Genomic DNA, 12,225 nt, shown 5'->3' with positions numbered 1-12,225 from the left:
CTAGAATGATCCAATGACTGAAATCACGCCGCAGGACGCCGCGTCACCGCTGGTGGGAGTGCTGGCGCTCCAGGGCGGAGTCCGTGAACACGTACACGCCCTCGAAGCGGCAGGGGCGCGCACAACGCTGGTCCGCCGCGCAGCAGAGCTCGACGCCCTGGACGGGCTGGTGCTTCCCGGTGGGGAATCCACCACCATTGACAAGCTGATGCGCCTCTACAGCATCGCCGAACCGCTCCGCGCAAAGATTGCGGAAGGATTTCCCGTCTACGGCTCCTGCGCAGGCATGATCCTGCTCGCCGAACGCATCACCGACCCGGCGCTGGACGCGGCTGGAGAACCCCAGCAGACCCTCGGCGGGCTGGACATAGTGGTGCGCCGCAACGCATTCGGCCGGCAGCGTGAGTCCTTCGAGACCAGCCTCCCGTTTACCGGCCTGCAGTCCCTGCCCAGCCAGGACCCCGCGGCTCACACCGAAAACGTGCACGCCGTCTTTATCCGGGCGCCCTGGGTGGAGAAGGTAGGCTCCTCCGTGCAGGTTCTTGCACAGGTCCCGGCCGGAGACGCCGCAGCGGGCGCTGAAAGTGGTGCAGCTGATTCAGTCGCTAGAATTGTCGCAGTGCGTTCGGGAAAACTGCTGGCCACCTCGTTCCATCCGGAAGTAACGGGGGAGCGCCGTATCCACGAACTATTTATCCAGATGATCAGAGGAGACGCGTAAAGCATGTCGGGCCACTCGAAATGGGCAACCACCAAGCACAAGAAGGCCGCAATTGATGCCAAGCGTGCAAAGTCCTTTGCCAAGCTGATCAAGAACATCGAAGTTGCGGCGCGTGCCGGCGGCGCGGACATGGCCGGCAACCCCGGCCTTGAACTCGCCGTGCAGAAGGCCAAGAAGACCTCTGTTCCCAATGACAACATCGACCGCGCCATCAAGCGCGGCGCCGGCCTGACCGGTGAAGTCGTCGACTACACGGAAATCATGTACGAAGCCCGCGGTCCCCAGGGATCCGCCGTCCTGATCGAGTGCCTCACGGACAACAAGAACCGCGCGGCCTCCGAAGTCCGCCTGGCTATCACCCGCAACGGCGGCTCGGTGGCGGATCCCGGCTCGGTTTCCTACATGTTCAACCGCAAGGGCGTTATCTCCCTGCCCAAGAAGGACCTCACCGAGGATGACCTGCTGATGGCAGTGCTCGACGCCGGTGCTGACGAAGTCAAGGAATCCGGCGACAACTTCGAGATCCACTGCGACCCCACGGACCTGCGTGCCGTAGTGGCAGCCCTCGAGGAAGCCGGCATCGAATACGAGACCGACGAAGTCGAGTTCGTTTCCTCCATGCTGGTGGACCTGGAAGCAGACGCCGCCCGGAAGTTCATGAAGCTCGTCGACGCGCTGGAGGAACTGGACGACGTCCAGAACGTGTACTCCAACGCCGACATCTCTGCGGACGTTTTCGCGCAGCTCGAAGAAGACTGAGCACCGCGTGCCTCTCCGGGTCCTGGGGGTTGACCCGGGACTGACCCGCTGTGGACTGGGCGTAGTCGACGTCGAGGGCAACCGCCGCGCCACCATGGTGGCCGTGGGGGTGGCCGGCACTGAAGCCGGCACTGCCCTCGACGCCCGGCTGCTGGCCATTTCGGAGGCGATTGAGCTCTGGCTCGATACGCACACACCGGATGTCCTGGCCGTTGAGCGGGTCTTCAGCCAGCTCAATGTCAGCACCGTGATGGGCACCGCGCAGGCGTCCGGCGTCGTTATTGCTGCCGCCGCGCGCCGCGGGATTCCGGTAGCCCTGCACACCCCCACCGAGGTCAAGGCCGCGGTAACCGGTTCGGGGTCGGCGAACAAGGAGGCAGTGGGCAGGATGGTCACCAAGATCCTGCGGCTCACGGAAATGCCGCGGCCGGCCGACGCCGCCGATGCCCTTGCGCTGGCCATCGCCCACGCCTGGCGCCGCGGTGCCATGGGGCCGGGGCAGGCAGCTACCCAGGGATCGGCGGCAGCGGGCGGGGGACTGGCCGCCACCGGCCTCACCCCGGCGCAGCGGCTGTGGGCGGAAGCTGAAGCCAAAGCGAAACGCGCGCACCGCTAAAGTTCCGGCAAACCCGGGCCGGGACAGTAGGCTGTTCGTAGATATGTTCTATTTCGTTCCCGGATCACAGCACGGAGTTTCCCCATGATTGCCTCCCTACGCGGCGTCGTAACCTACGTCGGCACTGCATCCGCCGTCCTTGACGTCAACGGCGTCGGCATGGCCGTCCAGGCAACTCCGCAGACCCTGATGTCCCTGCGGACAGGCGCCGAAGCGCTGCTGCACACGGCCCTCATTGTCCGCGAGGATTCGATGACCCTGTTCGGCTTCGCCGAGCCGGGGGAACGGGAAGTGTTTGAGACCCTGCTGGGCGTCAGCGGCGTCGGCCCGCGCATCGCCCTCGCCGTGCTGGCAGTCCACACACCCGAAGCAGTGCGGATCGCCGCCTCATCCGGGGATGACAAGGCCTTCAGCAAGGTTCCGGGAATCGGCCCCAAGGGAGCCCGCCGGATTGTCCTGGAGCTCGCGGACAAGCTGGTTCCGCTCGGCACCGATGAAGCGCCGGCCGGCGTGACGGCCTGGAACGAGCAGGTGCTCTCCGCGATGACCGGGCTGGGCTGGTCGGAGAAGGACGCCACGGCCGCCGTTGAAGCCACGGCGGCAGAGCATCCCGACGCCGCCGCGGCGGGCAACGTGGCCGAAATCCTGCGCCTGACCCTCCGCCGCCTCGGCCAGGACGGCGCCCGCGCCCGGTCCCCGCAGCGGGCGGGCTAGCGTGGCCGCCTCCGAAACGCTGACCACGGCGGCCCCTGATCCGGATGACAAGGCAATCGAAGCCGCGCTGCGCCCGAAGAACCTCGACGATTTCGTGGGCCAGAAGCGCGTCCGGGAGCAGCTGTCCCTGGTCCTGGAAGCCTCCCGCCTGCGCGGCCGCAGCGCAGACCACGTACTGCTTTCCGGCCCTCCCGGCCTGGGCAAGACCACGCTGTCCATGATCATTGCCGCCGAGATGAACGCGCCACTGCGGATCAGCTCCGGCCCGGCGATCCAGCACGCCGGCGATCTGGCGGCCATCCTCTCCTCCCTCACGGAGGGGGAAGTACTTTTCCTCGATGAGATCCACCGGATGTCACGGCCTGCCGAGGAAATGCTCTACATGGCCATGGAAGACTTCCGCGTTGACATCGTGGTGGGTAAAGGTGCCGGAGCCACCGCCATTCCGCTGGACCTTCCCCCCTTCACCCTGGTGGGCGCCACCACCCGTGCCGGGCTGCTGCCGGGCCCGCTCCGGGACCGCTTCGGCTTCACCGGGCACCTGGAGTTCTATTCCACCGCCGAACTCGAGCTGGTGCTGCGCCGCTCCGCCATGCTGATGGACATGAAGGTCAACTCTGCCGGTTTCGCCGAGGTTGCCGGCCGGTCCCGCGGAACGCCGCGTATCGCGAACCGCCTGCTGCGGCGGGTCCGTGACTGGGCACTGGTCCACGGAATTGACCAGATCGACGCGCGCTCCGCGGGCGCTGCGCTGGACATGTATGAAGTGGATGAACGCGGCCTGGACCGGCTGGACCGTGCCGTGCTGCATGCCCTGGTGACCAAGTTCGGTGGGGGACCCGTGGGCTTGTCCACCCTGGCGATCGCCGTCGGCGAAGAACCGGAGACCGTGGAAACGGTCGCGGAACCCTACCTGGTCCGCGAAGGCCTCCTGGGGCGCACCCCGAGGGGCCGCATCGCCACACGCGCTGCCTGGGAACACCTGGGACTGCAGATGCCCGACGCCGCTGCGCAGCTCATCCCTGAATCGCTGTACACCGGGCCGGGCACGGCCGAATCGGCGGACCCGGGCGAGCCCTGACGGGTTCCGGCCCCGGGATGCAATCAGCGGCGGATGCCTGCACAATAAAATCTACGGGGAAACTTAAGCGGCCGGTGGACCGTTTTCCCCTTAGACTGTTTTGACGTCCGCTCCGCCGGTGCGCTGATTCCGGCATACCGCATACATACCGCAACAGAAACGGAACCCTTCGTGTTCTTGAATGTCTTGGCCCAGACCACCGATACGGGAGCTCAGGGCGGTTTTACGTTCTCCAGCCTCCTGCTGCCGATCCTGCTCGGCCTGTTCATCTTTATGATGTTCCGGAAGCAGAAGAAGACCCAGAAGACCGTCCAGGAGCAGCGCACCCAGATGGTTCCCGGCACTGAGGTCATGACCCAGTTCGGTCTCTTCGGCACCATCGTCTCCGTCGACCAGGAAGAGAACAAGGCTGTCCTTGAGCTTTCTCCCGGCAACACCGCCACCATTCACCTCCAGGCGCTGACCAAGGTTGTCACCGCGCAGCCCGAGGAAGCAGAGACCCAGGACGCCGTCGTTCCCGATGACGCTTCTTCCCTCACCGGCGACGTATCTGCCGCCGAGGACCGTTCGCGCGAAGCGGCTGCTGAAGCACCGCAGGACGAGACCCCGGACGAAACGCTTAAGCGCCTCGACCGCGAGAACAAGAAAGACAACTAGACTCTCCGAGGACCTGCAGGCAGAGCAGTTGATGCAGGTCCGCCGGATCCATCTGTCTCCGGCGATCACGCCCTAAAGGAAAACCCTTATGCCTCGAACCGGCTCCGGCCCGGCAGCAAAAAAGACGCTCATTTGGTTGGGCGTCCTTTTTGCTGCCCTGGCCCTTTTGCTCGGCGGCGGCTCCATGTGGAGCAACGCCAGCTGGACTCCAAAGCTCGCCCTTGACCTTGAGGGCGGCACCCAGATGATCCTTGCCCCGAAGGTGCAGGGCGGTGACTCCCAGATCAGCCAGGAACAGCTGGACCAGGCCGTGGAGATCATCCGCCAGCGCGTGGACGGCAGCGGTGTCTCCGAAGCGGAGATCACCACGCAGTCCGGCCGGAACGTCGTCGTATCGCTTCCGGGCACGCCGACAGCCGAAACCCGGGCACTGATCCAGGCCTCGGCGGCCATGGAGTTCCGCTCCGTCATTATGGGCGGGCCGGGCCAGGCGCCTGCCGCGGAAACGCCGACGCCGGACGAGGCACTGCCGCAGCCCACGGCTGAACCCCAGAACGGTTCGGACATGAACTGGGTCACCCCCGAGCTGTACAAGGAGTTCGAATCGACGAACTGCCTGGACCCCTCGGCGCTTGAGGCTTCGCTGGAGCCGGCACCGGCAGACCAGCCGATGGTTGCCTGTGAACCGGGAACCGCCGGCAAGTACATCCTCGGGCCGGTGGAAGTCCCCGGCTCCATGCTGGAGGATGCCAGCTTCGGCATGGCACAGAGCGGCCAGGGCCAGTCCCTGAACGAGTGGGCCGTCAACCTCGACTTCAACCGTGAAGGTACCGAGAAGTTCCGCGCTGTCTCCGAGCGCCTGCTCAGCTTCGGTGACGGATCCCCGCAGAACCAGTTCGCGATCGTCCTGGACGGACAGGTGATTTCCGCCCCGTCCATGAACGTCCTGATCACCGACGGCAACGCCCAGATCACCGGCCAGTTCACGCAGGAGACCGCCAAAGCGCTTTCCGAGCAGCTGAAGTACGGTGCCCTGCCGATCAGCTTCGACATCCAGAGCGAGCAGCAGGTCTCCGCCACCCTTGGCGCCGACCAGCTCCGCATGGGCCTGATCGCCGGCATCATTGGCCTGATCCTGGTGGCCGTGTATTCGCTCTTCCAGTACCGGGCCCTCGGCTTCGTTACCATCACCTCGCTCATTGTGGCCGGCGTGCTGACGTACCTGGCCATTGCGATCCTCGGCTGGTCCCACAACTACCGCCTCTCACTGGCAGGTGTTGCGGGCCTGATTGTGGCCATCGGCCTGACCGCGGACTCGTTCATCGTCTACTTCGAGCGAATCCGTGACGAACTGCGTGAGGGCAGGGGACTGGTCTCCGCCGTGGACATCGGCTGGAAGCGTGCCAAGCGCACGGTCCTGGCGTCCAAGGCAGTGAACCTGCTCGCCGCCGTCGTGCTGTACTTCGTCGCCGTTGGCAACGTCCGCGGCTTCGCCTTCACCCTCGGCCTGACTGCCATCGCCGACCTCATCGTCGTGTTTATGTTCACGCACCCGGTGATGGTCCTGCTGGCCCGGACCAAGTTCTTCGGCAAGGGCCATAAATGGTCCGGCCTCGATGCCACGCGCCTGGGTGCCGTTCCGGTCTACCGCGGCGCAGGACGCCTGCGCGAACCGGCAGCGACCAACGCCAACGACGACGCCGCAGGCTCGCCCGCTCCCGCCGTCAAACCCGCAGGGGCCTCGAAGGCAAAGAACAAGGGCGCCGCCCGCGAAGCAGAGCGCCGGATGACGATTGCCGAGCGCCGGGCAGCGGCCGCAAGCGGCGGCAAGGACGAATCCGCAAAGCCCAACGAGGCTGCGGACAAACACGATTCAATGGCAGGCTCCGGCCGCGACGCGGAGAAGGAGGGCAACTGATGGGTAAGCTTCCCGCGTTCGCCCGGTTCGGCAATGAGCTCTACACCGGCAAACGGTCCTACAACTTCGTGGGACGCTACCGGCTGTGGTTCCTGATTGCCGCAGCTGCGGTGCTGCTCTCAATCCTGATCCCGGTAGCCAAGGGCGGGTTCAACCTGGGAATCGATTTCCGCGGCGGTTCCGAGTTCACCGTTTCCGGCGTGGAGGACACGCAGGTTTCGGTGGGTGAAGAAGCCGTGAGCGAAGTAGTCTCCGGTTCCGATCCGCGCGTGACCAACATTTCCCCCGGGACAATGCGCATCCAGACCGAAGAGCTCAGCGACGACCAGACCTTGGACGTGAAGACGGCCCTGGCTGAGGGGTACGGCGTCAACGAGGACCAGGTGACGTCCACCTTCATTGGCCCGACGTGGGGCAACGACGTCAGCCGGCAGGCCCTCATTGGCCTCGTGGTGTTCGTCGCCCTGGCCGCCCTGCTGATGGCCCTGTACTTCAGGACCTGGAAGATGTCCCTCGCCGCGATCACCGGACTGCTGGTGGTCATGACGGTGACCGCCGGCCTGTACGCGCTCAGCGGGTTCGAGGTAACGCCGTCGGCCATCATCGGGTTCCTTACCGTCCTGAGCTACTCGCTCTATGACACGGTGGTGGTCTTCGACAAGATCCGGGAAAACACGGCCAACCTGGATAAACAGACCAAGCGGACGTTCGCCGAACAGGTGAACCTCGCCGTCAACCAGACGCTGGTCCGATCGATCAACACCTCCGTGGTCGCAGTGCTGCCCGTGGCATCCGTGCTCTTCATCGGTGCCTACCTGCTGGGCGCCGGCACCCTGAAGGACCTGTCCCTGGCGCTGTTCATCGGCATCATCCTGGGTACCCTGGGCACCCTGTTCGTCGCCGCCCCGCTCTACGCCTGGCTGCGCCGCCGCGAGCCGGAAATCGTGAAGCACACCAAGCGCGTCACCGAGCGCCGTGAACAGGAGGCGCCGGCCGCGCCGGCCGCCGCTTCCGCGACGTAACACCCAGACTGCTTTCCTGCCACCGGTTCCGTTACTTCCCACGGGGGAAGAACGGAACCGGTGGTGTAAGCGGGGCAGCCAAGGGGCATAGACTGGGCAGATATCTGGAAAGAAAGGGCAGCAGTTGGCCGAGAGCGCGACGCCTGCCGAAAGCGCAGGAAAAGACCGGGACGAGAACTCTGTCCCGGAAGCGGTGAACTCCCCGGACAAGGGGTCCGGCGGTAAGACGCCTGCCGCAGTCCAGGTAAAGCCTGGCCCCGGGCAGGCGGTTGCTCCTGCCCAGAAGCCCGCGCCCAAACCCGCCCCGGTACGCAGGCACGGTACGCGTGCCCGGCTGGCCCGCCTGGCCGGCCGGGGGACATCCTACTCACCGATGCTCGAACCCCTCCTGCGCACGGTCCGAGCCAATAACCCGCGCGAAGACCTGGACCTGATCCAGCGCGCCTACCTAGTCGCCGAGCGCTGCCACGAAGGCCAGAAGCGCAAGAGCGGCGACCCGTACATCACCCATCCGGTCGCCGTCGCCACCATCCTTGCCGAACTCGGCATGACCGGCACTACCCTGGCCGCCGCCCTGCTGCATGACACGGTGGAGGACACTGCCTACTCGCTGGATGAGCTGCGCAGCGAATTCGGTCCCGAAGTGGCAATGCTGGTGGACGGTGTTACCAAGCTGGACAAGGTGACCTTCGGTGACGCGGCCCAGTCCGAGACCGTGCGCAAGATGGTCGTCGCCATGGCCAAGGACATCCGCGTGCTGGTCATCAAGCTGGCGGACCGCCTGCACAATGCCCGCACCTGGCGCTTCGTCTCGCCGGAGTCTTCCGCACGCAAGGCACGGGAAACACTCGAAATCTTCGCCCCGCTGGCCCACCGGCTCGGCATGAACACCATCAAGTGGGAACTTGAAGACCTCTCCTTCGCGGCCCTGCACCCGAAGGTCTATGACGAGATTGTCCGCATGGTGGGGGACAGGACCCCCGAGCGGGAGAAGTACCTCTCCACCGTGCGCAGCCAGATCGCCGAAGACCTGCACAGCGTCAAAATCAAGGCCACCATCACCGGCCGCCCCAAGCACTATTACTCGATCTACCAGAAGATGATTGTGCGGGGCAAGGACTTCGACGACATCCATGACCTGATGGGCGTGCGGGTGCTCGTGGACTCGGTCCGGGACTGCTACGCCACGCTTGGCGCACTGCATGCGCGCTGGAACCCCCTGCCCGGGCGGTTCAAGGACTACATCGCCATGCCGAAGTTCAACATGTACCAGTCGCTGCACACCACGGTGATCGGGCCGGGCGGCAAGCCGGTGGAAATCCAGATCCGCACCCATGACATGCACCGCCGCGCCGAGTACGGTGTTGCCGCGCACTGGAAGTACAAGGACAGCGCGAAGAACGGCTCGCCCGCTCCGGACAACTCGGACATGGGCTGGCTGCGGTCCCTGGTGGACTGGCAGCAGGAAACCTCGGATCCGGACGAGTTCCTGGATTCGCTGCGGTTCGAGATCAACGCCCGCGAAGTATTCGTGTTCACGCCCAAGGGTGAGGTCATGGCCCTGCCCGCCGGCTCGACTCCGGTGGACTTCGCCTACGCCGTGCACACGGAAGTGGGCCACCGGACCATCGGCGCCCGCGTCAACGGCAAGCTGGTTCCACTGAACAGCGAGCTCCAGCACGGGGACTGGGTGGAGATCTTCACCTCCAAGGCCGAAGGCGCCGGACCGAGCCAGGACTGGCAGGGATTCGTCAAGAGTCCCCGCGCACGCAACAAGATCCGCCAGTGGTTCACCAAGGAACGCCGCGAAGAGGCGATCGAAAAGGGCAAGGACCTGCTGACCCGCGGCATGCGAAAGCAGAACCTGCCGCTGCAGCGCCTCATGACGCATGACGCGCTGATCGCCGTGGCACAGGAACTTCACCACCAGGACATCTCCGCGCTGTATGCCGCCGTTGGTGACGGCCATACCTCCGCGCAGAACGTCATTGAGCACCTGGTTTCGCTCATGGGCGGGCACCAGGGTGCCGAGGAGGACCTCGCGGACACTCCGGTGTCCTCCGCGAATGCGAAGCGGCCCAAGTTCTCCGACTCCGGCGTCACCGTGCGCGGGGTAGGGGACGTATGGGTGAAGCTGGCCCGCTGCTGCACTCCGGTGCCGCCGGATCCAATCATCGGCTTCGTGACCCGCGGATCGGGCGTCTCGGTGCACCGCACCGACTGCCGGAACGTCCAGGAGCTGCGGGACCAGCCGGACCGCATTGTTGCCGTTGACTGGGCACCTACCCAGTCCTCCGTGTTCCTGGTCGAAATCCAGGTGGAGGCACTGGACCGGAAGTCACTGCTCTCCGACGTCACGCGGGTGCTCTCCGAGAACCACGTGAACATCCTCTCGGCCAGCGTGAACACCTCCAGCGACCGCGTGGCCATGTCCAAGTTCGTCTTTGAGATGGGCGATCCCAAGTACCTCAGCCACATCCTCAGCGCGGTCCGCCGGATAGACGGCGTGTACGACGTCTACCGGACCACGGGAGACCAGCGCCGGGTCTAGCGCCGGGCAGCGGACCCGGATTCTCTTTCCAGTTCCGCTGCCACCTGTGCCACCGCCTTGAGTGCGCGCCGCGTTCCGGGAATGCGGTAGCCGCTGCGCAGCAGGGTCAACAGGTACGATGGCGGACAGTTCAGCTCCGCGTCCCTGGCCATGGCCAGCAGCACCGGCGCTGACTGCTCCAGCGGAAAGTGGAGGGCGACGTCGTACGCGGTCCGCAGCGGATGCGTCACCGGCACGGAACCCAGCAGCACTCGGTCCGCAGGACCAAGCGCCACCTCATGCAGCACCGCTCCGCTGAACGGCGGCAGGGCGGTGCTCCTGCGCCGGGAATCCGCGAGCAGGGCCAGCCTGCCCGGGGAATCGGCGCAGCCGAAGATCCAGGCTGCGCTCATCCAGCCGAAGGCGTAGCGCCCGCGAACCTGTTCCGGCAGGCTGTGCTGCGCTGCCAGCGCCCTGGCCAGCGGAGAGACCCGAACATCCCACCGCAGGAAGGTATCGCCGTACACCCGCGTCAGCAGGCCGTCGCGGCACATGCCCTGCAGCTCGGGAAGCGTGAACACCTGGCCGGCATGAAACACCGCACCGCCCGTGGAGGTGACCTGGGGGATTGCACCGTGGTCCGGGCAGGGGAGGGACATTCCTCCAGACTTCCTGCCCGCGGGTTATAGCGAAAGGCCCGGACGCCGCCTGTGGAAAAGCGGAGTCCGGGCCTGCCGGCGCGTAGAGCGCTGGAGCTAGGAGAAGTCCTGGGCTGAACGGCGCAGGGTTTCAAGCCACTGCTCGCGGGCTTCAAGGGCTTCACGGGCGTTGGCGATTTTCTTGGCGTCGCCGTCCTTCTCGGCGGCGGCGAGCTCATCGCGCAGGGTGGCGATGGCCGCTTCCAGCTGCGTCAGTGCGCTGTTGGTGCGGGCCTTCGTCTCCGGGTTGCTGCGCTGCCAGTGCTCGTCCTCGGCGGCCTTGACGGCTTCTTCGACCTTGCGGATGCCCGCTTCCATGCGGCCCATGTCAGCGCGCGGAACCTTGCCCGCTTCTTCCCAGCGGTCGCGGATGGACTGCAGGGCCTTGCGGGCTGCGTTCAGGTCCGTGACCGGCAGAATTTCCTGTGCTTCCTTGAGGAGGGCTTCCTTGACCACCAGGTTGGCGGCGAACTCTTCGTCGATCACCTCGTTGGCGGCCTGGCGGGCTGCGAAGAACTTATCCTGTGCGGCACGGAACCGTGCCCAGAGGGCGTCGTCGTCCTTGCGGCTGGCGCGCTTGGAGGCCTTCCACTCATCCATGAGCCGGCGGTATTCGGCGGCAGTGTTGCCCCAGTCAGTGGAGTCGGAAAGCGCTTCGGCGCGGGCAATGAGGTCTTCCTTTGCCCGCTTGGCCTCGGCGTTTTCATTGTCCAGCTGGGAGAAGTAGGCGCGGCGGTGCCGGTCGAAGACCGTGCGGGCCGAACGGAAACGCTTCCAGAGGGCGTCCTCGTTGCTGCGTCCCAGCCGGGGTCCGTTCTTCTGCGCGGCCTTCCACGCTTCGAACAGCTCGTTCATCCGGTTGCTGCTGGTCTTCCACTGGATGCTGGCCGGGTCCTTGGCGGCAATCTCCTCCGCTTCGGCAACAATTGCTTCGCGGGCGGCGAGTTCACGCGCACGGACGGCCTCGGCTTCGGCGCGTTCGGCGGCTTCGGCTGCCTTGATGCCGGCCTGCAGGTCTGCAATGCGGGCGTCCAGCGCCTTGACGTCGCCCACCATCTTCCGCTCAGCCACCTGGGCGGAAAGGTGCTTCAGGGTCTTGTGCATGTCCGAGGCCGGTGCCTTGGCTGCCAGGCGCTGTTCCAGCAGGATGACCTGGCTGACGGCGTCGTCGTACTTGCGCACGAAGTAGCCCAGCGCCTCCTCGCGGGTGGCGTCGGGGTACTGGCCAACGGGGAACTCTTCGCTGTCAACGATCAGGAAGACGTGGCCGTCCTCCTCGACGCGGGCGAATTTCGCGGCTTCTTCCAGCGGAGTGGTGTGGGCGGCGGGGGCTGCCACTACGGGCGCCGGGGCTGCTGCTCCGGGACGGGCTGCAGCCGGTGCAGGAACGGGGTGCCGGGCGGCAAAAGCTGCCGGGCTGGGAGCTGAGGGCCGCTGCGTTTCCGGAACGTTCCCGGTGGTTTCGTCGGATTTTTGACTGTCTGTCACCGCTAAAAGTCTTTCACTCGA

General features: G+C 65.7%; 11 protein-coding genes. 9 read left to right on the top strand and 2 right to left on the bottom strand.

Going from position 1 to position 12,225, the window contains the following annotated elements; genetic code table 11:
- Positions 1-13: 13 nt before the first annotated feature.
- From pdxT to GD628_RS09735, 9 genes are all read left to right on the top strand, one after another.
- Positions 14-721, top strand: a complete 708-nt coding sequence (gene pdxT, locus GD628_RS09775; RefSeq protein ID WP_152274563.1) for a pyridoxal 5'-phosphate synthase glutaminase subunit PdxT — start codon at positions 14-16, stop codon at positions 719-721.
- A gap of 3 nt (positions 722-724) precedes the next feature.
- The gene (locus GD628_RS09770; RefSeq protein WP_152274562.1) at positions 725-1,480 is read left to right on the top strand and encodes a YebC/PmpR family DNA-binding transcriptional regulator; all 756 of its coding nucleotides are present in this window, start codon (positions 725-727) and stop codon (positions 1,478-1,480) included.
- A gap of 7 nt (positions 1,481-1,487) precedes the next feature.
- Positions 1,488-2,096 (top strand): crossover junction endodeoxyribonuclease RuvC, encoded by a 609-nt coding sequence (ruvC, locus tag GD628_RS09765; RefSeq protein WP_091604428.1) that lies wholly within the window; start codon positions 1,488-1,490, stop codon positions 2,094-2,096.
- An 84-nt stretch (positions 2,097-2,180) separates the two neighbouring features.
- The gene (gene ruvA / locus GD628_RS09760; protein WP_152274561.1) at positions 2,181-2,810 is read left to right on the top strand and encodes a Holliday junction branch migration protein RuvA; all 630 of its coding nucleotides are present in this window, start codon (positions 2,181-2,183) and stop codon (positions 2,808-2,810) included.
- A gap of 19 nt (positions 2,811-2,829) precedes the next feature.
- Complete coding sequence (ruvB, locus tag GD628_RS09755; protein ID WP_226802474.1) at positions 2,830-3,891, top strand: Holliday junction branch migration DNA helicase RuvB; 1,062 nt, start codon at positions 2,830-2,832, stop codon at positions 3,889-3,891.
- A 177-nt stretch (positions 3,892-4,068) separates the two neighbouring features.
- Positions 4,069-4,548: a preprotein translocase subunit YajC gene (gene yajC / locus GD628_RS09750; RefSeq protein ID WP_263129009.1), complete on the top strand. Its 480-nt coding sequence runs from the start codon at positions 4,069-4,071 to the stop codon at positions 4,546-4,548.
- An 88-nt stretch (positions 4,549-4,636) separates the two neighbouring features.
- A complete protein-coding gene (secD, locus tag GD628_RS09745; RefSeq protein ID WP_152274560.1) occupies positions 4,637-6,466 on the top strand; it encodes a protein translocase subunit SecD in 1,830 nt (609 codons plus the stop codon).
- The gene (gene secF, locus GD628_RS09740; protein WP_091604437.1) at positions 6,466-7,488 is read left to right on the top strand and encodes a protein translocase subunit SecF; all 1,023 of its coding nucleotides are present in this window, start codon (positions 6,466-6,468) and stop codon (positions 7,486-7,488) included. Before secD ends, secF begins: the two co-directional genes overlap by 1 nt.
- 124 nt (positions 7,489-7,612) lie before the next feature.
- The gene (locus GD628_RS09735) at positions 7,613-10,039 is read left to right on the top strand and encodes a RelA/SpoT family protein (protein WP_091604441.1); all 2,427 of its coding nucleotides are present in this window, start codon (positions 7,613-7,615) and stop codon (positions 10,037-10,039) included.
- Here the strand turns inward: GD628_RS09735 and GD628_RS09730 are convergent.
- A complete protein-coding gene (locus GD628_RS09730) occupies positions 10,036-10,677 on the bottom strand; it encodes a hypothetical protein (RefSeq protein WP_152274559.1) in 642 nt (213 codons plus the stop codon). The two genes, GD628_RS09735 and GD628_RS09730, sit on opposite strands and share 4 nt — an antisense overlap.
- Positions 10,678-10,773: 96 nt before the next feature.
- Positions 10,774-12,204 carry a DUF349 domain-containing protein gene (locus GD628_RS09725; RefSeq protein ID WP_226802463.1) on the bottom strand — a complete coding sequence of 477 codons (1,431 nt, stop codon included), beginning with the start codon at positions 12,202-12,204 and terminating at the stop codon, positions 10,774-10,776.
- Positions 12,205-12,225: the final 21 nt, after the last annotated feature.

This window comes from Arthrobacter koreensis, from assembly GCF_009193255.1.
Classification (GTDB): Bacteria; Actinomycetota; Actinomycetes; order Actinomycetales; family Micrococcaceae; genus Arthrobacter_B; species Arthrobacter_B koreensis.
The sequence above is the reverse complement of the archived record's forward strand: the minus strand, read 5'-3'. Positions and strand labels throughout refer to the sequence as shown.

What these genes read in the sequence shown, in the direction of transcription:
- pdxT (WP_152274563.1), top strand. Translation starts at nt 14, where the DNA reads ATGACTGAAATCACGCCGCAGGACGCCGCGTCACCGCTGGTGGGAGTG.
- GD628_RS09770 (WP_152274562.1), top strand. Translation starts at nt 725, where the DNA reads ATGTCGGGCCACTCGAAATGGGCAACCACCAAGCACAAGAAGGCCGCA.
- ruvA (WP_152274561.1), top strand. Translation starts at nt 2,181, where the DNA reads ATGATTGCCTCCCTACGCGGCGTCGTAACCTACGTCGGCACTGCATCC.
- secD (WP_152274560.1), top strand. Translation starts at nt 4,637, where the DNA reads ATGCCTCGAACCGGCTCCGGCCCGGCAGCAAAAAAGACGCTCATTTGG.
- secF (WP_091604437.1), top strand. Translation starts at nt 6,466, where the DNA reads ATGGGTAAGCTTCCCGCGTTCGCCCGGTTCGGCAATGAGCTCTACACC.
- GD628_RS09730 (WP_152274559.1), bottom strand. Translation starts at nt 10,677, where the DNA reads ATGTCCCTCCCCTGCCCGGACCACGGTGCAATCCCCCAGGTCACCTCC.